Origin of the sequence: Neorhizobium sp. DAR64862/K0K3 (assembly GCF_050500185.1) — a bacterium.
In the GTDB taxonomy this organism is placed as follows: domain Bacteria; phylum Pseudomonadota; class Alphaproteobacteria; order Rhizobiales; family Rhizobiaceae; genus Neorhizobium; species Neorhizobium soli.
This window is the reverse complement of the sequence record NZ_CP191449.1, coordinates 824693-845759: the sequence shown is the minus strand read 5'-3', so window position 1 is coordinate 845759 and position 21067 is coordinate 824693. Positions and strand designations below refer to the sequence as shown.

General features: G+C 62.1%; 19 protein-coding genes. 6 read left to right on the top strand and 13 right to left on the bottom strand.

Going from position 1 to position 21067, the window contains the following annotated elements:
• Positions 1–120: 120 nt before the first annotated feature.
• Positions 121–360 (bottom strand): hypothetical protein, encoded by a 240-nt coding sequence (locus tag ACQY1L_RS04245; protein WP_062455595.1) that lies wholly within the window; start codon positions 358–360, stop codon positions 121–123.
• Positions 361–553: 193 nt separating this feature from the next.
• A complete protein-coding gene (locus ACQY1L_RS04240) occupies positions 554–904 on the bottom strand; it encodes an HNH endonuclease (protein ID WP_062457890.1) in 351 nt (116 codons plus the stop codon).
• A 285-nt stretch (positions 905–1189) separates the two neighbouring features.
• Between ACQY1L_RS04240 and ACQY1L_RS04235 the strand changes: the two genes are divergently transcribed.
• Positions 1190–2731, top strand: a complete 1542-nt coding sequence (locus ACQY1L_RS04235; protein ID WP_092660281.1) for a cation:proton antiporter — start codon at positions 1190–1192, stop codon at positions 2729–2731.
• 279 nt (positions 2732–3010) lie between these two features.
• Here ACQY1L_RS04235 and ACQY1L_RS04230 read toward each other — a convergent pair whose 3' ends face one another.
• Entirely contained in the window at positions 3011–4672 is a 1662-nt protein-coding gene (locus ACQY1L_RS04230) for an alpha-glucosidase family protein (RefSeq protein ID WP_430242967.1), read from the bottom strand.
• Positions 4673–4828: 156 nt separating this feature from the next.
• Here ACQY1L_RS04230 and ACQY1L_RS04225 point away from each other — a divergent pair, with 156 nt between their 5' ends.
• A complete protein-coding gene (locus ACQY1L_RS04225; protein ID WP_430242965.1) occupies positions 4829–5740 on the top strand; it encodes a sugar kinase in 912 nt (303 codons plus the stop codon).
• Here ACQY1L_RS04225 and ACQY1L_RS04220 read toward each other — a convergent pair.
• A complete protein-coding gene (locus tag ACQY1L_RS04220) occupies positions 5701–7746 on the bottom strand; it encodes an acyltransferase family protein (protein ID WP_184653621.1) in 2046 nt (681 codons plus the stop codon). The genes ACQY1L_RS04225 and ACQY1L_RS04220 overlap by 40 nt on opposite strands.
• 191 nt (positions 7747–7937) lie before the next feature.
• Here ACQY1L_RS04220 and ACQY1L_RS04215 point away from each other — a divergent pair, with 191 nt between their 5' ends.
• Positions 7938–8972 carry a glycosyltransferase family 4 protein gene (locus tag ACQY1L_RS04215; RefSeq protein WP_082476315.1) on the top strand — a complete coding sequence of 345 codons (1035 nt, stop codon included), beginning with the start codon at positions 7938–7940 and terminating at the stop codon, positions 8970–8972.
• A 361-nt stretch (positions 8973–9333) separates the two neighbouring features.
• On the opposite strand, the gene der is transcribed toward ACQY1L_RS04215, so the two are convergent.
• Together der and ACQY1L_RS04205 are read right to left on the bottom strand one after the other, a co-directional pair.
• Positions 9334–10764, bottom strand: a complete 1431-nt coding sequence (gene der / locus ACQY1L_RS04210; RefSeq protein WP_062455575.1) for a ribosome biogenesis GTPase Der — start codon at positions 10762–10764, stop codon at positions 9334–9336.
• Between the two features lie 30 nt (positions 10765–10794).
• The gene (locus ACQY1L_RS04205; protein ID WP_062455572.1) at positions 10795–11466 is read right to left on the bottom strand and encodes a tetratricopeptide repeat protein; all 672 of its coding nucleotides are present in this window, start codon (positions 11464–11466) and stop codon (positions 10795–10797) included.
• Between the two features lie 215 nt (positions 11467–11681).
• Here ACQY1L_RS04205 and ACQY1L_RS04200 point away from each other — a divergent pair, with 215 nt between their 5' ends.
• Together ACQY1L_RS04200 and ACQY1L_RS04195 are read left to right on the top strand one after the other, a co-directional pair.
• Positions 11682–12668: a polysaccharide deacetylase gene (locus ACQY1L_RS04200; RefSeq protein WP_430242962.1), complete on the top strand. Its 987-nt coding sequence runs from the start codon at positions 11682–11684 to the stop codon at positions 12666–12668.
• 75 nt (positions 12669–12743) lie between these two features.
• A complete protein-coding gene (locus tag ACQY1L_RS04195) occupies positions 12744–13109 on the top strand; it encodes a VanZ family protein (RefSeq protein WP_062455565.1) in 366 nt (121 codons plus the stop codon).
• 366 nt (positions 13110–13475) lie between these two features.
• Here the strand turns inward: ACQY1L_RS04195 and sbmA are convergent, their stop codons facing one another.
• Both sbmA and ACQY1L_RS04185 read right to left on the bottom strand, forming a co-directional pair.
• Positions 13476–14753 (bottom strand): peptide antibiotic transporter SbmA, encoded by a 1278-nt coding sequence (gene sbmA / locus ACQY1L_RS04190; protein WP_062455562.1) that lies wholly within the window; start codon positions 14751–14753, stop codon positions 13476–13478.
• Between the two features lie 129 nt (positions 14754–14882).
• A complete protein-coding gene (locus ACQY1L_RS04185) occupies positions 14883–16070 on the bottom strand; it encodes a YbfB/YjiJ family MFS transporter (RefSeq protein ID WP_430242960.1) in 1188 nt (395 codons plus the stop codon).
• A 306-nt stretch (positions 16071–16376) separates the two neighbouring features.
• On the opposite strand from ACQY1L_RS04185, the gene ACQY1L_RS04180 reads away from it, so the two are divergent.
• Entirely contained in the window at positions 16377–16592 is a 216-nt protein-coding gene (locus tag ACQY1L_RS04180; protein ID WP_062455558.1) for a hypothetical protein, read from the top strand.
• A 54-nt stretch (positions 16593–16646) separates the two neighbouring features.
• Here the strand turns inward: ACQY1L_RS04180 and map are convergent, their stop codons facing one another.
• The 5 genes from map to ACQY1L_RS04155 form a co-directional block, all read right to left on the bottom strand.
• The gene (gene map / locus ACQY1L_RS04175) at positions 16647–17405 is read right to left on the bottom strand and encodes a type I methionyl aminopeptidase (protein WP_113167190.1); all 759 of its coding nucleotides are present in this window, start codon (positions 17403–17405) and stop codon (positions 16647–16649) included.
• Positions 17406–17463: 58 nt separating this feature from the next.
• Positions 17464–18507, bottom strand: a complete 1044-nt coding sequence (locus tag ACQY1L_RS04170) for an LLM class flavin-dependent oxidoreductase (protein ID WP_430242957.1) — start codon at positions 18505–18507, stop codon at positions 17464–17466.
• Positions 18508–18730: 223 nt separating this feature from the next.
• The gene (locus ACQY1L_RS04165; protein ID WP_174196383.1) at positions 18731–19195 is read right to left on the bottom strand and encodes an SRPBCC family protein; all 465 of its coding nucleotides are present in this window, start codon (positions 19193–19195) and stop codon (positions 18731–18733) included.
• A gap of 86 nt (positions 19196–19281) precedes the next feature.
• Positions 19282–20043, bottom strand: a complete 762-nt coding sequence (locus tag ACQY1L_RS04160) for an ABC transporter ATP-binding protein (RefSeq protein WP_430242954.1) — start codon at positions 20041–20043, stop codon at positions 19282–19284.
• A complete protein-coding gene (locus ACQY1L_RS04155) occupies positions 20040–21041 on the bottom strand; it encodes a FecCD family ABC transporter permease (RefSeq protein WP_245341664.1) in 1002 nt (333 codons plus the stop codon). The genes ACQY1L_RS04160 and ACQY1L_RS04155 overlap by 4 nt, the downstream gene beginning before the upstream one ends.
• Positions 21042–21067 lie beyond the last annotated feature (26 nt).

Sequence of the window (21067 nt, the reverse complement as noted above, 5' to 3'; positions counted from 1 at the left end):
GATCGAAACAGCCTCCGTTCAAGCAACAAAAAAGCCCGCGAGCAATCGCGGGCTTTTTTGTTTGTAACACTGTGAAAACGTGGCTGCCCTCACCATCCAGGCAAAGGCAGGCGCTTCCGCTCAGCGCCAGGACGTTCCGTCGGCGCTCGCGCAGCCATAAGGCGGCGGCACTTCGCCGAATGTGGCATGCAGCTTGTCGCAGCCCCATTTGTTCAGCGGTCCCGGCAGACGGCTGTTGATCTCGATACCGACCTCGTCATAGGCCGAAGTCGTGTTCGACACGTAGCTGTACCAGCGCTGCCCGATAAACCCGGTTGCTGCGATGAGAACAACCAAAACGACCAAAATAATTCTGCTCATGAAAATCCCTTACTTTTGCCCCGGTCGTAGATAGTCCGGATTGGCACCGCAAGGGCAAGCGCTTGTTTTTCACCGAGGAACCTGTGAGCAGCCGATCAAAAAAAGCGAACGACGGCGTCGGCGGACTTCGCCATCATCTACGCCCCGCGCACACTTGATGGCGTCCGGTATCAGCCCGGGCCATCGTCTGACTTTAAGCTTTCGGCCCGCGTCCCCGGCCCTGTCGCGGCTCCTTCGGCGGAGCCGCATACCCCGGAGGTTTTGTTTTCACCCAGGCAACGAATGTCCGTATCGCCGGGTCTTCAAGGATAGCCTCGATCGTCGAGAACTTCTTGGCGAGCTGGGCATCCGTCAAATTCACATGGATCTGGTCGTGACAGATCCGGTGCAGGCAAACCGTTTCCTTGCCGCCCTTGCTCTTGGGGACGAGATAATGCTTTTCCTGCTGATCCGCCGGGATCACCCGCTCGCACATCGGACAATACACGGGCTCCGGCGCAGCCTCGTCCCATGAAGCCGGTTCGTCTCTGTTCTTGCGGGCCATCGGTCCATCACCTGTTGAGCGCTGCCGGCCCTGCATCTCCATCTGGCTGGATCGATGCAAAGCCCTTGCCTCCAGCAGATATCGCGTCCCGCAACCCGGAGCAATGCCGTTCGAAACAGACCTTGGACCTGGCATCGCCCAAATCCCGCTGCCCACGCAGACCCGCCATCACCCTCACCCGCCCGAAAACCGTTTTCCCTTTCACCCTCCCGCCCTACATGATGCTCGACGGATGCGCTGTGACGCGCCCGGTCGATCACCCCTGCAGCGAATGACGCCACCCCCATGACCTTTTTCGAAAGCCTGCTCATCCTGATGCTGGTCGCGATCGTGCTGTTGCAGGTGTCGCGGCGGCTCTCCGTGCCCTATCCGTCGATGCTGGCGCTGGCAGGCGTCGCGGTGGCGCTGGTGCCGGGCGCGCCTTACTTCGCGCTCGATCCGGAGATCGCGCTGGCGCTGTTTATCGCGCCGGCCTTGCTCGATGCCGCCTTCGATTTCCCGCTGAATACCGCAAGGCGCTTCTGGCTGCCGCTCGTGGTCTTTGCGCTCGGCGGCGTCGTCGTCACCACGGCGACGGTCGCGGTCGCCGGCTATGTGATGGCCGGCCTGCCGATTGCGGCCGCCATCGTGCTCGGCGCCATCGTCGCGCCGCCGGACGCCGCCGCCTCCACCGCCGTCCTCTCCACCATGTCGGTGCCGCGCACCACCGATGCCATCCTGCGCGGCGAAAGCCTGTTCAACGATGCGGCAGCACTTCTGATCTTTGGAGCAGCCCTTGCGGTCCAGTCGGCCGGCGGGCTTGATCGCGAAGTAACGACCCATCTCGTTCTTGCCGTTCCCGGCGGCATCCTGCTCGGCTGGGTCGCGGCGCTGGTGATCCGCCGCCTGTCGGCCTACGTCACAGGCACGCTTGGTGGCAATCTCCTGCAATTCGTCCAGACCTTCCTTCTGTGGATCCTCGCCGAACATCTGGAACTGTCTGCGGTGCTCGCCATCGTCACCTTCGCCATGACGATCGCCAGCACCAGCGAAAGCCTGTCGTCGGCGCGCATGCGGGTGCAGTCCTATGCGGTCTGGACGGTCGTCGTCTTCGTCCTCAACGTCGTTGCCTTCCTGCTGATGGGCATGCAGGTGCGCGACATCTATGCGGACATGGAGGTCGGCCACTTCGCCGAAGCTCTGCTGTTTTCCGCCGTGATCGTCGCCATCGTCATCGCCACCCGCTTCGCGCTCTGCCTCGCCTATAACCGCATCGAGGCCTGGCGGGCACGTCGCGACGGACGCGAGGAACCGGCATCGACCAGACAGGCGATCCTCGCCTCCTGGTGCGGCATGCGCGGCCTCCTCTCGCTTGCCACGGCCTACGCGCTTCCCGCCGATTTCCCGGAACGCGACATGGTCGTGCTCACCGCCTTCGCCGTCGTCATCGCCACGCTCGTCCTGCAGGGCCTGACGCTTTCACCGCTCATCCGCTGGCTCGGCCTCGACCGGCGCCATACCAGCGCGCAGGAACTGTCTGAGATGCGCCGCCGCGTCGTCAAGGCAGGCATCGGCCGCCTCGATGGCGAGACCGGGACGGAAGCCGAAAAACTGCGCGCAAAGCTCACGATGGAACACCAGGCCTTCGACGACCCGGACCGTGCCGCCTCGATGGACACCTACCGCAGGCTGGTGCTTCTCTTCATCGCCGGACAACGCACCGAACTCGAAAACCTCCGCGCTTCCTACGAGTTGAACGTCGACGAATACAATCTCCTGCTCGAGGAAATCGACTGGCGCGAACTCTCGATCCTCCCGGAAGACGACCGACGGATCGAGGAGATCTGATCAGGGAAAGCGGTGCGGGATCAACGGGCGTTGCACCACCAAAATGTCTTGCTCCCGCACCAATCCACAGGCAACGGCGCCGATAGTTTGGCGCCCACATTCCCCCGCATTCCCCCACACTCCCGCATTCCTGTGCTCGTCAAAGGAACCCAGCCAGCCCAAGTCCTTGGGCTGAAAGAACCGTGGTCGCCCTACCGACGCGTCGGCAAAATTCCTGTGGCAATCACAGGAAAGAGGGGAAGATTGCCTCCCCCTCCCATCCCACTCACACCTACGCCATCACACCCGCGCGCAGAACACATCCAGCGCATCGAGCTTCACGGCACCCGCTTCCAGCTTCGACACAAACCCCGGAAGATCGACCGGCATCACGTCGCCCATCCGCTTGGGCAGCACGAAGTTTTGCGGCTCGCGGGTCAGGTTGAACACGAACAGCAGCTTCTCACCGCCCTTTTCGCGAACGAAGGCGAGCAGGTCCTGGTTGGTCTCGATAAACGTCATGTCGCCGTCGATCAGCGCATGGTGGTTTTTGCGGAAGGCGAAGGTTTCGCGGTAGTGCTGCAGCACCGAATCCGGCATTGCCTCCTGCGCATCCACCGAACGGCTGGCGTGATCGGCCGGAATGGGCAGCCAGGTCTTGGCGCCCTCGCTGAAGCCCGCATGGGCCTCGCCCGCTTCCCACACCATCGGCGTGCGGCATCCGTCGCGGCCCTTGAAGGCCGGCCAGAAGCGGATGCCGTAGGGGTCGCGCAGATCCTCGTAAGTCAGTTCCGCTTCGCTCAAGCCCAGCTCCTCGCCCTGGTAGAGGCAGATCGAACCGCGCAGCACCGAAATCAACGTTGCAGACAATTTGGCGACGCGGTCCTGCTCGGACGGATCCTCAGTAAAGCGGGTCACGTGACGCACCACGTCGTGGTTGGAAAACGCCCAGCACACCCAGCCGTTCACCACCGTATCGAGCACGGTCTGCATCACCTTGCGGATATAGGCGGCAGAAAACGCCGGGCCCAGCAGGTCGAACGTGTAGCACATATGCAGCTTGTCGTCGCCGGTCGTATAGAGAGCCAGCGTGTTCAGCGAACGCGGCCCGTCGCCCACTTCGCCCACCGAGGCGCGGTTGTCGTAGCTGTCGAGCAGCGCCCGCAACCGCTTCAGAAAGCCGATATTTTCCGGCTGCGTCTTGTCGTAGAGATGGTTCTGCATCGAATACGGATTGGTATCCGTCTCCATGCCGGCGCCGTCGGTATCATAGACCATCGGCGGGTTGCTGCGCAGTTGCTTGTCGTGGAAATAGTAGTTCACAGTATCGAGCCGGAAGCCGTCGACGCCACGGTCGAGCCAGAAGCGCACCGTATCCAGCATCGCATCCTGTACATCCGGATTGTGGAAGTTAAGGTCCGGCTGCGAGATCAGGAAGTTGTGCATGTAATACTGCTTGCGCACGCCGTCCCATTCCCAGCCCGGACCGCCGAAGATCGACAGCCAGTTGGTCGGCGCCGTGCCGTCGGGCTTGGGGTCGGCCCAGGCATACCAGTCGGCCTTGGGATTGGTGCGGCTGGAACGGCTTTCGATAAACCACGGATGCCGGTCGGATGTATGCGAAATGACCTGGTCGATGATCACCTTGAGGCCGAGGCGATGCGCCTCGGTCATCATCTCGTCGAAATCCGCAAGCGTGCCGAACATCGGGTCGACATTGCAGTAATCGGAAACGTCATAGCCCATGTCGGCCATCGGCGAGGTGAAAAACGGCGACAGCCAGATCGCATCGACGCCGAGCGAAGCCACATGCGGCAGGCGCTGGGTAATCCCCTTGATATCGCCCAGTCCGTCGCCGGTCGTATCCTGGAAGGATCGCGGATAGATCTGGTAGATCACCGCACCGCGCCACCAGTTGCCGTCAACCTCGCGAGTGGTGTCCCTCGTGGTCTCCAATACCATTCCACAATGCTCCTTCTTGAAAATCGCTCATCCCAACCTTGGTCCCAAACTAGAGCCATGCCACCAAAAGACAACGCGGAAACGAAGCGCGACACGCTCTTGTCATGGCGGACGCTTCAGCTTATTCGAGCGTCAAACCCATGGGAGGGATGACAATTGGGCGGAAAGCTTCTTTCGATCGGCGAATGCATGGTGGAACTGTCGCAGGCGGGTGAAGGCCTGCTGCGCAAGGGCTTTGCCGGCGATACGTTCAACACGGCCTGGTATGCCCGCGCCTGCCTCTCCAAAGACTGGTCGGTGGACTATCTGACCGCGGTCGGCGAAGATCCGATGTCGTCGGATATGCTTGGGATGATGGAGAAAGCCGGCATCGGCACCGGCCTCATCCGCCGCATCCCCGGCAAGACGCCCGGCCTCTACCTGATCACCCTCAAGGATGGCGAGCGCACCTTCAGCTACTGGCGCGACAGCGCTGCCGCGCGCAAGCTCGCAGACGACGCCGAGCACCTGCGCTCGGCAATCGAAACCGCCGACATCATCTATTTCTCCGGCATCACGCTCGGCATCCTGGCACCGGAAGCGGTCGAGACGCTTTTATCGGAACTGCGCCGCGCCAAGGCCGCCGGCAAGACGGTCGTCTTCGATCCGAACCTTCGCCCGGGCCTGTGGGTGAGCCGGGACATCATGCTGAAGACGATCGAGGATGGCGCAAGAGCCGCCACCATCGTTCTCCCAAGCTTCGACGATGAAGCGACCTATTTCGGCGATGCCACGGTGGCCGATACGATCGCCCGCTACCATGGTCTCGGCGTCACGGATGTCGTGGTCAAGAACGGCGCAGAAGGCGCAACCTTCAGCCTGTCGGGCGTGACCGGTCATGCACCGGCCGTCACCACCGGCAAGGTGGTCGACACGACCAGCGCCGGCGACAGTTTCAACGCCGGCTTCCTGTCGAAGTACTTAAGCGGCGCCGCACCGCACGAAGCCGCAGCCTACGGCGCCGCAGTCGCCGCCACCGTCATCGGCCATCACGGCGCGCTGATCAGTCCGGAGCTTCTGCCCGGCTGAACCACCGCGACCGGATGTGTCGGCTTGAGCTGGCAGATCCCTTTCGGCTCGCCCACCTTCACGCCTGCCTCGCAACCGTGTTGCGCGGCATCCGTCAGCGCGTCGTAGAGATCGAGCGTCTTACCGAGATGGATCGACCCCAGATGCGAAAAATGCTCGTCGTCGAGGAACAGCGAAACGCCGCCATCCACCACCCGGCAGCTTTTCTCGTCGCAGAGATAGTTTTCGAGCGACACGACCGGGAACCGCTTCGAAACGTCCGCCATCAGCCGCTCCACGAGGGCATCATGGGCGCGCTGTTCGTCCCGCTCCATCATGCAGGGCGTGTCTGCGACATCCAGCATGACGCTTCGCACGACACAGCGGCCGATATCGCGACCATCGCGCGGCGGCGGCGCCATGAACACCGGCCGCAGACCGATCGAGCGCAGCCAGTCGGCAGTCGCCTCGACCTCGGCAAGCATCCGGCCGTAATCCGTCCGCATCGCCTGGCCTTGCGCCGTCATCACCCGGCGGTCAGATCGGAGATAGGTCAGGTACTGCGATCCGAGCACGACGGTGCGCAGCGAGGGCGTCTTTGCAAGATAGGCCTTTACCGCCTCGTTGTGACGAATGCAGTCGAGCGGCCATGACGCGGAATCGTTGAGCGGAATGGGCGCGATGCCGGTTGGAAACGCGCAGCTGTTCTTGTGAAGCTGCACCAGCCCCTCGCCCTGATCGGACGGCGTATCGTGCATGGACGCCGCCAGCCCGTCGACCAGATGCATCGCCAGCGAATCGCCCCAGACCGCCATTTCCGGGCCCTGACCTATCGTGCAGACATCCGGCCGCACTTCGCCGTTGCAGATCTTGCCGATGCCGAGGCTCGGCTCCCCCATGGCTGTAAGCACGGGATCGCGGCCCGGAAAGCCCTGCGCGTTGGTGGTCACGATGCCGAGCACCACCAGCACCGCCGCTAAGGACCCGCTGAGGGAAAACACCAAGCGACGGCCGACCTGCGGCTTCCGGAACGGCTGTTCCACCAGAAAATAGCTTGCGATTGCCAGCGCAAACACGAGCGCCACCAGCAGCCCGTAGGACCAGCCCGGCAGCATGTCCATCGAGCGCAGACGGGCAAAGGCGAACACCGGCTGATGCCAGAGATAGAGGCTGTAGCTGATCAGCCCGATCGCCACCAGCGGCCGAAGCGAAAGCAGCCGTCCGGCAAGATTGCCCGGACCGGCAAAGGCGATCACCAGAAGCGTGCCGACGACCGGCGCCAGCGTCACCGGTCCCGGCCATTTCAGCTCGGATGTCAGGAACAGGCAACTGCCGACGATCAGGATAAGGCCAGCAAGCCCCAGGGCCGATCGGGTCCGCTCAGAGTAACGGGTCGGTATGCCGCCGATCGCCAAAAGCGCGCCTGCGGCAAGTTCCCAGAAACGGGTAAAGGGGAGATAGAAATTCGCGACCGGATCGACCCTTGAAACCGGCCATGCCAGAAACAGGCTGATCAGCGCCAAAACCGCCACGATGCGGAAGATCACCTGCCGCGTCTGCTTGCGCACCATCCACAGAAGCACCGGAAACACCAGATAGAACTGCTCTTCCACCGATAGCGACCACGTATGCAGCAACGGCTTCAGTTCGGTACTGGGCGAAAAATATCCCGTATTGTCCCAAAGCTCGAAGTTGGAAACCATCAGCAGCGAGTGGAACAGGTCCTTGCCGAAATCGTCCAGTTCCGATGGCAGCATCCACAGTGCCGCAAAGGGCAGACAGGCAATGCACACCACAAGCAGCGCCGGCGCGATGCGCCGCACCCGCCGCTCGTAGAAATTGACGATGCTGAAACGGTCTCTCGCCAGGTCGTTGAGAATGATCGCGGTGATCAGGTAGCCGCTGATGACGAAGAACACGTCGACGCCGACAAAGCCACCCGGCATTAACCCGAGACCGGTGTGGAAGAGGATGACGGGAACGACGGCGATCGCGCGCAGCCCATCGATTTCTGGTCTGTACTGCATGCCGGGGCTCTACCAATCCCGGCCGCGGAAGTCCATTGATGAGGGATGCTGCGAGCAGCGTTCGGCTTTGACAATCAAACGTTGAGAGCGCGTCTTCATCGCCCTGTTACAATATTTTCCGATGAAGGAACGGAAAACATGGTCGGCAGCCGCGAGTCGGTTCCGGCATGGCAACGGGGCCGGGTCAAACCATGACAAGGATTACCATTGTAACCGACGCCTGGTATCCACAGGTCAACGGCGTCGTGCGCTCGATCGAAAATACCAACCGCGAACTGGCATGCATGGGCATCAATGTCTCGATGGTGACGCCGCTGGATTTCTCAAGCATCCCCTGCCCGACCTATCCGGAAATCCGCCTTTCGGTCGCAAGCTTCCGCAGCGTCGCCGCGACCATCGAAGGAACCCAGCCATCCGCCGTGCATATCGCCACGGAAGGCCCGCTCGGACTTGCGGCCCGCCGCTGGTGCCTGAAGAACGGCATGCCGTTCTCCACCAGTTATCACACGCGTTTTCCGGAATATGTGGCCGCCCGCTTTCCGGTGCCGATCCGGCTGCTCAACGGCTTCGTCCGCTGGTTCCACAATGCCGGCAACGGCTGCATGGTGGCGACCGCGAGCCTTGAGCGCGAACTGCACAAGCTCGGCGTGAAAAATCTTCTGCGCTGGAGCCGCGGCATCGATCAGACGGTGTTTCACCCGGTGGCACTCGAGGCAAAGCCGTTCGACCTGCCTCGTCCGATCTTCATGACCGTCGGCCGAGTCGCCGTGGAGAAAAACCTGCCCGCCTTTCTCGATCTCGATCTGCCGGGCTCCAAGGTGGTGATCGGCGACGGACCTGCCCGCGCCGACCTTCAACGGCGCTACCCACATGTGCTTTTCACGGGAATGAAAACGGGAGAAGACCTGGCACGCGCCTACGCCCAGGCCGACGTGTTCGTCTTCCCGTCCAGAACCGATACGTTCGGCAACACCATTCTCGAGGCGCTGGCAAGCGGCGTCCCGGTCGCGGCCTATCCGGTCATGGGTCCGATCGACATCATCGAACAGGGCTCAGGCGCCGGTGCCCTCAACGAAGACCTGCGGCTTGCCTGCCTGGAAGCACTGACGTGTCGGCGCGAGGACGCAAGTCGCCTTGCCCGCCGCTACACCTGGGAAGCCGCCTCGAAACAGTTTCTCGGCAACGTGCTCAAGGTACAGGGCGTCAAGGCGCTGACTGCGCGATAACCGAATATTGCTGCTGTGGCCGGGGTTCTATGCGCTAGCCTGCATGTCGAACCGGCACGTCCCGCTAATGCCTATCCGCGCCAGATGAAATAGCCGATACCACCAGCACCAAGACCCACGGCAGTCAGCAGACCGAGTACGATCATGAAAAACCTCCCAAAAGGCCGCCCAACGCCCTCCACAGCACCGGGTCGACAAGAAGGAGTGGATCATAAAGACGAACCGAATGCAAGCAGAGCGCGAAACGCCTTAGCGGTCGCTGCGTTCAGCCCACGTTCTGGCTTATATTTCAACCATTTGGCGAAATCGCTCGTGCTGCTGATGATCGACGCTCTGCACTAAACGCGATCATCGAGCAGGTTTATCGTTTCTTGCGGCGGTTTTCGAACGGGTTCTCGCCCGCCTTGAAGTGAATGCGGATCGGCACGCCCGGGATCTGGAAATCGGCGCGCAGGCCGTTGGTCAGATAGCGGATGTAGCTTTCCGGCAGGGCATCGGGACGCGTGCAGGAAATCATGAAGGCCGGCGGGCGGGCCTTGACCTGCGTCATGTATTTGAGCTTCAGGCGACGGCCCGAAACGGCCGGTGGCGGATGCTGAACCTGCGTGCCTTCCAGCCAGCGATTGAGCTTGGCGGTCGAGATGCGCTTGTTCCACACCATGTCGGTGTCGATGATGCTCTGCATCAGCTTGTCGAGCGAATAACCGGTCTGGCCGGAAATCGGCACGGCGCGGATGCCGCGCGCCTGCGGCAGCAGCCGCTCGGTCTTTTCGCGCAGCTCGGCCAGCACCGCCTGCGGTTCTTCGACGAGGTCCCACTTGTTGAAGGCGAGCACGGCGGCGCGTCCTTCGCGCAGCACCAGATCGACCAGCTGCAGGTCCTGCTTTTCAAACGGAATGGTCGCATCGAAAACGATCACGACCGTCTCGGCAAAGCGGATCGACCGCAGCGCGTCGGCGACGGACAGTTTTTCGAGCTTCTCCTGGACGCGGGCCTTTTTGCGCATGCCGGCCGTGTCGAACATCTTGATCGTGCGGCCACGCCACTCCCAGTCGACGGAAATGCTGTCGCGGGTGATGCCGGCTTCCGGCCCGGTCAGCAGCCGATCCTCGCCGAGGAAGCGGTTGATCAGCGTCGACTTGCCGGCATTCGGACGGCCGATAATGGCTACCCGCAGCGGCTTGGTATCGTCATAGGCCGGCTCGAACTCGTCGTCGGCCTCTTCGCCCAGCACGCTGTCGCGCACGTCGATATCCGTCTCGGCCTCGTCGTCGTCGCCTTCCGGAAACGCCCGGTCTTCGCCGATTGCCTCGACGATCGCGTCGCGCAGATCGATCATGCCCTGGCCGTGTTCGGCAGAAATCGGCACCGGCTCGCCGAGACCCAGCGTATAGGCATCGTAGAAGCCGCCGTCGGAACCCTTGGCTTCGGATTTGTTGGCCACCAGCACGACCGGCTTGCCGCTGCGGCGCAACAGTTCGCCGAACGTCTTGTCGAGCGGTGTCAGACCGAATTTTGCATCGACCACGAACAGCGTCAGGTCGGCATCCTCGATCGCGAGCTCGGTCTGGGCGCGCATGCGGCCCTCGAGCGTATCGGGACCGACCTCTTCGAGACCGGCCGTATCGATGATGATGAACCGGAGGTCGATCAGCTTGGCATCGCCCGGGCGGCGGTCACGGGTAACGCCCGGCGTGTCATCGACGAGCGCGAGCTTCTTGCCGACCAGCCGGTTGAAGAGCGTGGACTTGCCGACATTCGGGCGTCCTACGATGGCGACGGTGAAGCTCATAGTCGTTCCTTGCTGCCCTGTGGCGAAAAATCAGGGCGCCTTGCCGGATGCGGCGATGTTGTCGAGCATGATCTGGGCGCGGTTGGCAACGTTGCGCGGCGCACTGGCATCCTCGGCGATCCGCTGGAACCAGGTCTTGGCTTCCGCCATGTTGCCGGCCTTGTAGGCGGCAAGACCGAGTGCCTCGCGGGCGGAATTGGCAAGCGTCTGGCCCTGGTTGGCCATCGCCTGCGCCTGTGCAGACACCTGATCGTAGGTGCCGGCGTCGATCAGCAGCCATGCGGCACGCAGTTTTGCGAGATCGCGGATCGCGGCCGGCGCTGAAGTGTCGCCGCCGATCGCGGTAAAGGTGGAGATGGCTGCCCCGGTATCGCCCTTGGCGGCCTGAACGGAACCTGCACGCATCTTGGCGAGAACCGGATAGGCGCCGGAGCCATCCTTTTCGATCGCAGACAGCGCTGCCAGCGCTTCGTCGTTCTTGCCCTTCGAGGCAAGATCAAGCGCCGCGATGAACCGGTCACCCGACTGCGACGAACCGTGGTTTTCCCAGTATTCGTACCCGCGCCAGCCGGCCGTGCCAAGGACGACGAGAACGGCAACGCCGATCAGGATACGGCTGTAGCGCTTCCACACATACTGCAACTGGTCGGAACGAAGTTCTTCGTTGACCTCACGGAAAAAGCTGTCGTCGTTCTGCGCCATGATCACTCCGGCCTTGCTGGGGCCCCATCCATCTAAAGAGCGCCTAATAGCTTATTTTGCTAAGGATGTAAGGCCCCTCACGCAATTCTCAAACAAGCTTGTTGATGCAAGGAGCCTTGGTCCCTTCTATCATATCCCAATTCAAAGCTTCGCCTTAATCCGGGCGCAGGGAAATTCGCCTCGATTCTCCCCTTTGGACACAGTACCGGGTTGCCATGCGTTTGCTCTCTTCCTCCATCGCCCTTTGCCTCTGCCTTGCCTCCCCGGCGCTGAGCGCAGACGAGCGGCCGAAACAGTTGCTGATCGTCTCCTTCGATGGCGCCGGTCCCAACCACCTGTGGCAGCGCAGCCGCGATTTTGCGAGGGCCAACAACGCCCACTTCACCTACTTCCTGTCCTGCACGCTGCTGATCCCCCGCGCCGAGCGGTCGACCTATCAGGGACCGGGCCACAAGCCCGGCCGCTCCAATATCGGCTTTGCTCAGACGAAAGACGAAGCGCGAGAACGGCTCTCCCACATCTGGCAGGCGCATCAGGAAGGCCACGACATTTCCAGCCACACCTGCGGCCACTTCGACGGCAAGGACTGGTCCGCGGCAGACTGGAGCGCGGAGATGACGACCTTCTCGCGCGTGCTCGGCAATGCCTGGACCGCTGTCGGTGCTGGCGACAGCGAACCCGACGGCTGGAAGGATTTCGTGGCGAACGACATCCGTGGTTTCCGCGCCCCCTATTTCTCCACCAGCGCCGGCATGACTGCCGCCGAGAAAAAAGCGGGCTTTACCTATGATGCAAGCCTTGTCACCAAGGGGCCGATGATGCCGGAAGAGGAGGACGGGCTGATCCGCTTCGGCCTGCCGCTCATTCCCGAAGGCCCGTCGCAGCGACCGATCATCGCCATGGACTACAATCTGTTCATCCGCCATTCCGGCGGCATCGACAATCCCAGCCAGTCGTCCACCTTCGAAGACCGCGCCTATTCCGCATTCCGCGCCGCCTTCGACCGGGAATATGAAGGCGACCGCATCCCCCTGCAGCTCGGCTTTCACTTCGTCGAGATGAACGGCGGTGCCTATTGGCGGGCGATGGAACGGCTGGTCTCGGAAGTCTGCAACAGGGACGATGTCGCCTGCGTCAGCTACAAGCAGGCCATCCCCATGATCGCAGAACGTCGCAAGGCCAAGGCAACGTCCGGCCTGTAGCCATCTGCTGGACGCCGTTAACCGCGGGCGACGATTCGATTTTCGCAATGCAGCACAATTCGGTATGACACCCTGATGACAAACCGCCTTCTCGCAAATCCGGCCAGAACCCTGGCCTGGCTGGCGCTCGCCGCAATCGTCTTCGTGACGATCTCGCCGATCGACCTGCGGCCGCACGACCTCCTGCCCGTCGATGTCGACCGGGCGGCGGCCTTCGCCGTGATGGCCTTCCTCTTCGTCGTCGCCTATCCGCGCCAGTGGATTTTTTGCGCAGTTCTGCTCTTGATCGGGGCTGGTGGCATCGAGATGCTGCAGCTCCTGTCGCCCTCGCGCCATGCCCATATGGATGACGCACTGGTCAAGGCCGCAGGCGCCGCCATCGGCTGCCTTGCCGGCTGGACGCTGAACCAGATGCGCTTCCGCCGCAAAGCTGTCGCCTAAGGCGTCCGAAAAATCCGCTAATGCACGTTATCTCCGTTTGAAACCAACGGATTATCATCTTTCTGAAAACCGCCCGTCCTCACGCTGTCGGGCCGCGCGATAATGATTGCGTCATCGGGCGGGAAACCGGGTTCGCGAACCGGCATCACCAACAGGTTCGAAAGAACCGGTTCCGATGATGGCCGTGACGCTTTTCGGGCAGGCTATACCCCGAAAATCATCGGAAACGGTCCCGGCAGGCGGAAAGCCTGAACTACACAATACCCTTATTGCGCCGCCTGCCCTTCCCCTGAACGAGAAACCGCGCCGGACTAGTCACCCGGCGCGGCCAAAACTGCTGTCCAATATCTGGAAGCCTCGAGCCGATCAGGTCGGCTTGTTCGCCGCCATCTCCCCGCCTTCCGCTTCACGCACCAGGTAATTCCGGTCGATCTCCGGCAGCGGCTCGCCATCGATCGCCGCCTCGAAGGCCTTCAGGCGCTTATGGATCGATAGAAGCTCGATGATCGTGGTCCAGGAATTGACCAGATACTGGAACGAGTTCGACACCTGCCCGAAGGCCGTGGCGATCTGCTGGTAGATACCATAGGTAATCTTGCCGGCGACGATGGTTGGAACCAGCATGAACAGCAGGAAAAGCCCGTCCGCCTGGATGTAGAAATAGCGGGCGACGTTGAAATAGAGGTAATGCCAGTACATGCGGAAATAGTTCTTCCGCACATTCCCGTAGAGTTCTCTGACCGTCGCAGGCTGGGCGCGATCGGCATGGTCCTCGCCGTAAACAAGTTCCTTGCGGTAGGCGGCTTCAACGCGCTGGTTGCGGAAATTCAACCCCGGAAGCTTGACGCCGACAGTTGCCAGAAGAACGGTACCAAAGGTTGCCCAGAAGATCGCCAACCAGAACAGCGCATGCGGTATCTGCCCGATAATCGGCAGTTCCGTCACGTAGCTCGACAGTCCGAACAGGATCGGCAGGAAGACGATCAGGGTCATCACGGAATTGATCAGCGTGATGCCAAGGCCTTCCAGCGTCGCGGAGAACCGCATCGTATCTTCCTGGACACGCTGCGATGCGCCTTCGATATGGCGCAACTGCTCCCATTTCGACATGTAGAAGTCGTTCATCGCCGTGCGCCAGCGAAAGATGTAGTGGCTGGTGAAGAAATCCGTGAGGATCGATACGGCCATGCTGAGGAAAGCCACCTGCGCGAAGATCAGCATCAGACTGTAGAAGTCCCATGCCGTCGTCCCCGGCTTGCCCTGCAGGGCGTTCATCAGCGTATCACCGAAAGGACGGCGCCAGTTGTTGATGACGACGGTCACCTGCACGCCGAAATAGGTGACGGCGACGATCAACAGGGATCCCCACACCGACCAGCCGATCCACGGATTGTAGCGATCGATGAAACTCCATGCGGCGCCGAACAACAGCATGCAGATTGCAAAATAGGCATAGAAAAAGACATTGGACGGCATCAGGAAGAAGGTGAGGTCGTAGGGTTCCACCGCCCCCTCCGGCGCGCCGAAGCCAAGACTGTCGCCGATACCGGCAAAAACAAAATACCAGGCGAGGACAGCGACAAACGCAAATGCGATCGCCGAAAGGAAAAACAGTTTTGGTCGGGGAAAGAAGGAGTGGAACACGGAGCGCGCGCTTTCCTGAGTTCGATTCTAGGATGATGTCGGGGTGGACGATGTGGCCGGAAACTAAGGCAGTTCCAAGGGAGCGGCAATGGTTCCCCACCATTGTTACATAAATGTAAGCATCAGCCCTCAGGCGTCTCGTCGAGGCACATACCGGATCAGCGGCAATGCCAGCCCGACGCACACGACAAGCGCGCCGGCTGCAATCAGCGACGGCAGGGTGAAACTGCCGCTCCGCTCGGCTATAAACCCTGCCACCAGCGGCCCGACGATCTGCCCTGTGCCGAAGGCGGCGGTCATGAAGGCAAAGGCGCGGCGTGGACTTTGCGGCGCAAGCTGGCGCCCGAGCTGCAGCCCGTAAGCGGTAACGACCATGAACGTCGCCCCGAGCAGCAACCCGCCGAACAGCGCACCGGAAACCGCCGGCAGCATCACAGAGCCGAGCACGCCGAGCCACAGCAGCGCGATGGCGGCGCAATAGGCCGCCCCGAGCCCGAGCCGCCTGACGAAGGGCTGCCAGGCAAACAGCGAAACCGCCGCCGCACATCCCGTGACGAACCAGGCCAGAAACTCTACCACCGACCCGGCATTGCCCATCCGGGCGATCGCGACAAGAAAGGTGGCTGTTATCACGTAACCGAAGCCGAACAGGCCATAGGACAGCGTTATCAGCACAAGCGGACGGTTCCAGACGAGCCTGGGCTCGGCAGCCGCCCGCGTCTCCCCGGCCGGCCGCGGCAATCCGCGCGACACGAGGAGGAAGACAAGGAGCGCGATCGCCGCACCCGCAAACCAGTTGATCCGCCACCCGTGCGCCGCATCACCCGCCACCGTGTTGACTATGAATGCGAGCGCCGACGACAGCGCGATGCCGGCGCCGACGCCGCCGTAATGCAGCATGCCCACTGCCGGTCGCCCCACCGCATGCGGCAGCACGACGGCGGAGGTAAAGATCATCGAAAACGCACTGGCGAGCCCGGCGAGAAAGCGGATCACCACAAACACCGGGACCGATGTCGAAAGACCCATGGCCGCCAGAAGAACTGCAGTCGCCAGCAATCCTCCGAGCGCCACCTGCCGCTCGCGACCTGACGCCCAGCCATAGGCCGAAAGCACGGCACCGGCCAGATAACCCGCAAAGTTACCGGCTGCAATCGTGCCCGCATCGGCAGCCGAGATCGGAATGCCCGCAATCATCCCCGGCAGCACCGGTGTATAGAAGAACCGCCCGAACCCCATCGCCGCCGCCATAGCGACGCCGCCGGACACGCCGATCATAAGGGGGGTTCGAAGCTGAGGCGTAGAGATCTGCAACATGTCGCCTTATCCCAGCGGCGGTTGCGCTGCACAATGCAGAAATTGTCATCGCTGCGATGACGAGGGCTGATGGGTGGTCGGGCAGCCTCATATTCGGGTCACCTGCAATCCCATTCCCGACACCACAAATCACGACTTCTGTCGCTTTGCTGACACGAATGACGGGCATTATACGAAAGTCGACAGGGGCTCCGGTGATTCGGATGTCCTGGCCGGCGTTCATTTTAGGAAATCTACGCATCGTACCCTTCGAATGCCGTTTCAGGTGTTCGGATCGATTTTGTAGGGATGATGGAGTTTATATTGATGAACCAGGATCTTACCCGTTCGGACGTGATGTCCGACCCTTTGATCTCGCAGCTGCGCGAGGCCGACCAGATCGGCAACGCGGCGTTTGCCCAGTTGCTCGAAAGCGCTGCCCGTCGCCAGACCAGCCTGATGATGGACAAGCTCAATCAGGAGCGCGCCGACGCTTTCTATCGCAGGCTGGATATCGTCTGCAGCAAACACAAGAAAAGCTGATCGGATCGACCCGGCCGACTCTTCGGCCGGTCTGCTGACAAATCTGGGCTAGGCCTAGTCTGCCAGCGTCAGGATCAGCGGCCCGTTGCGCGTCACCACGATCGTGTGCTCGAACTGCACGGTCGGCGCCTTGGGTTCACTGTAGAGCGTCCACGGATCGCTCTTGTCGTCGCCGTCTTCGGCCCATTCGCCGCCGAGAGACAGGAACGGCTCGATGGTAAACACCAGCCCCTCCTCCATGATACGGCTTTCCTGCGGATCCGGCCATGTCGGCACTTCACCCGGCTCCTCGTGCAGCGAGCGGCCGATGCCGTGGCTGGAAAGATTGGTGATCAGCGTATAGCGGTTCTTCTTGGCAAACGCCCCGATCGCGTTGCCGATGCCGGCAATCGGCTTTCCCGTCTTCACCTGCTGCAACCCGGTCCACAGCGCCCGCTTGCCGTCGCGGCACAGCTTTTCGACCTCGCGCTTGACCGGCGGCACGCAGAATGACGCGCCGGTATCGCCGTAAAATCCATCCTTGAGCGCCGAAACGTCGATATTGACGAGATCGCCAGCCGCAATCGCCCGGTCGCCGGGAATTCCGTGCGCCACTTCCTCGTTGACGGAAATGCAGGTCGCGCCCGGAAACTGGTAGTCATGCTCGGGTGCCGACTGCGCGCCACTGTCTTCCAGAAGCTTGCGGCCGATCGCATCCAGTTCGCGGGTGGTGATCCCGGGCTCGAGCGCCTTGCCCATCAGATCCACCGCACGGGCGCAGAGCCTGCCGATCTCCTTGAGCTTTGCAAGCTCGTCTTCGTTCGAAATGATCATCCGTCCCGCACGTCCACTCTCTGTAAGGTCGCCGGTTTCGCGCCAACGACCCGGCCCGTCAAATGCTTTTTGGGCTCCCGATCTCTTTTCTGACGATCGGCGCCACTTTCGTGCCGTAGAGTTCAATGCCGCGCATGATCTGATCATGCGGCATCAGGCCGATCGCCATCTGCAGCATGAAACGGCTCATGCCGAACACCGTGTGGGCAGCGATGATCTTTTCCGCCACCAGCTCCGGCTCGCCGACAAAGAGATTGCCGATCGGACCACGGGCCTGGTCGAAATGCGCCCGGTTGGTCGGTCCCCAGCCGCGCTCGCGACCGATCCGGTCCATCACCGAAGCCTGCGGCCCGTAGAACTGCTGGGCAGCGATATCGGTCGTATCGGCGACGAACCCATGGACAGCGATGCTGGTTGGCAGCGCGGCGGCATCATGCCCGGCCCGCGTCGCCGCCTCGCGGTAAAGCTTGAAGAACGGCGCAAAGCGCGGATATTCCCCGCCGATGATGGCGACCGCAAGCGGCAGGCCCATGGCGCCGGCCCGCGCCACCGATTGCGGCGTGCCGCCAACCGCGATCCACACCGGCATCTGGTTCTGCAACGGCCGCGGATAGACGCCACGGCCATTGATCGGCGCCCGCTCTTCGCCCTGCCAGGTCACGATCTCGTTGTCGCGCAGCGCGAGCAGCAGATCGAGCTTTTCCGAAAACAGGTCGTCGTAATCGCCAAGGTCGTAGCCGAACAGCGGGAAGGATTCGATGAACGAGCCGCGCCCGGCCATGATCTCGGCCCGGCCGCCGGAAATCAGATCGACGGTCGCAAACTCCTGAAACACCCGCACCGGATCTTCCGAGGACAGAACCGTAACGGCGCTCGTCAGCCGGATGTTTTTGGTGCGCACGGCCGCCGCCGCAAGCACCGTCGCCGGTGACGATATCACATAGTCGGCCCGGTGATGTTCGCCGAGCCCGAACACGTCGAGCCCCACCTGGTCGGCAAGCTCGATCTCTTCGAGAAGGTTCGCCAGCCGCCGTGCCGCCTCCCCACCCTTGTTGAGCGTGGTCGGGTCGAGATCACCGAAAGTGTAAAGGCCGAGTTCCATCGTCAGAAGATATCCGGTTGCTGATGCCAGTCACATAGTCACCGGACAGACATCCCGCAAACCGGATTTTCTCGAACGGTTCGTTCGATCGAATGGAGTGGCAAAAAGGAATCTGGTTTCAGACACTTGGATCCTAAACCGGATTCACATCGTCAGCCCACGCTGGTCGCGGACTCAGGACACGAGCGATAGGGCCCAACAGCTTGAAAGGACTCGGTGAAACCTACATTGTCTTCGCAATCTCGGCCATCTGGTCCGCGACCACGCCCCAGCCCTGCTCGAAGCCCAGGTCGCGGTGGGCGATCATGTCTTCCTCGGACCAGTGAACGGAAGTCGCCGTATAGCGCGAGCGCCCGCCGCCGATATCCTCGAACTCGATAATGCCGGTCATGAACGGCTTGGCCGAGGGCACCCACCCGGCGGTATAGGCGTCGGTGAAGACGATCTTCTTGTTCGGCACCACTTCCAGATAGACTCCGGCATTCGGCACCGTTTCGCCTTCCGGCCCCTGCATCAGCACAAAACTCTCGCCGCCGGGGCGAAGGTCGGCGCGCGCCTGCGTCACCTTCCAGGGCAGCGGACAGAACCACTCGCCGAACCGTTCCGGCGTCGTCCAGACCTTGTAGAGTTTCTCGGCCGGCACATCGAACTCGCGGACGATCTGCAGTGCGTAAGCGGCGTGTGTCATCCGTCTCTCTCCCGTGCGTGTTCAACGTGCTGAGGACATGAGCCTACAACGAATGCGTCGCGAGGGAAGTGTGAATCCAGGATTTTCTATCGCAGATAGTGGATATGCGGCCGCCCGTGATGCGACGAGGTTTCCACCCGCGCATCGACCGAAAACACGTCCCTCAGAAGTTCCTGCGTGATGATCTCCTCCGGTGTCCCTGACGCGACGATCCTGCCCTGCTGCAGGATGATCAGGCTGTCGCAGAACATCGCAGCGTGGTTGAGATCGTGTAGCGCGATCACGCTTGTGACCGGCAGACCGGCGACCAGCCGCATGAGGCTGATCTGGTGCTGGACATCGAGATGGTTGGTCGGCTCGTCGAGGATCAGTTCCTTTGGCGATTGCGCGAGCGCCCTGGCGATATGGACGCGCTGCCGCTCGCCGCCGGACAGGCTCTGCCAGCGGTCGTTTCGCTTTTCCACCATGCCGGAGCGTTCCAACGCCTCTGTCACCGCCTCGTCGTCGGCCGTCGACCAGCCCGAAAACATCGACCGGTGCGGAAACCGCCCGAGCTTGACCACATCGATCACGCGCAGACTGGAATTGGTCGTCGCATGCTGCTCCACGAACGCCACCCTCTGCGCGATCGCGCGGCGCCCGATCGTGCCGATATCCCGGCCATCGAGCGTCACTTTGCCCGCATGTGGTGTCTTCAGTCCGGCGATCAGGCGCAAAAGCGAGGTTTTGCCCGATCCGTTCGGCCCGAGCAGCCCAACCATCTTAGCCGGTTCGGCCGCGAAGGACACGCCGTCGAGAATGGTCTTGCGGCCGATCTTCCAGCTGAGATTTTCCGCTCTGATGCTCATGACGACTTCTGGAACCGGTAGAGAATGACGGAGAAGAACGGCACGCCGACCAAAGCCGTGACGACGCCGATCGGCAGAACCTGCTGCGGGATCAGCGCCCGCGAGGCGATATCGGCCAGCACCATGAAGATTGCACCGACGATGGCGCAGGCCGGCAGCAGCCGGATATGCAAAGGCCCGACGATGAACCGCGCCGCATGCGGCACGACGAGACCGACAAAGCCGATCGTTCCAACCATCGAGACGATCGTCGCCGTCATGATCGCCGTCAGCGCAAACAGCACGATGCGGGCCCGACCGACATTGACGCCGAGCGAGGCGGCCGCCTCGTCTCCGAAGGCAAACGCGTCGAGCACCCGCGCATAGAACAGGCAGACGATCAGGCACACGCCGACGATGACCGAGACGAGCATGAATTCCGGCCAGCGCACGCCGCCGAAACTGCCGAGCAGCCAGAACATCACGTCACGCGCCTGCTGCGCATTGCCGGATGTGGTAACGATATAGGAGGTTGCCGCGTTAAACAGCTGCGATGCCGCTACGCCCGCAAGAATGGTGCGATCCGCCCCGCCCCGCGCGCCGTTCGACAGCAACGCTACGAAAAAGAACGCCGCAAAGGCGCCGGCAAAGGCACCGGCCGAAAGCGACACCGTGCCAGCGCCAAGCCCGAGAATGACGATTGCCACCGCCCCGGTGGAGGCGCCGGCGGAAATGCCGAGCACATAGGGCTCGGCCAGCGGATTGCGCAGCAGCGACTGCATGATGGCGCCAGACAGCGCAAGACCCGCACCGCAGAAGGATGCGACCAGCGCCCGGCTGAGGCGGTAGTCCCAGATCACAGTCTCGTGGATGCGGTTGAGCGCGATCGCCGTCCAGCCCAGCCGGTTGGTGATCGCGGCATAGGTCGTCGAAAGCGGGATGGGCAGATCGCCGATCCCGACGCTCACCCCGACCACGAGACCGATGGCGGCGAGCGACGCCAGCAGCAGGCCGAACAGGACGGCAAGCTGCCGCCCGTTCTGCC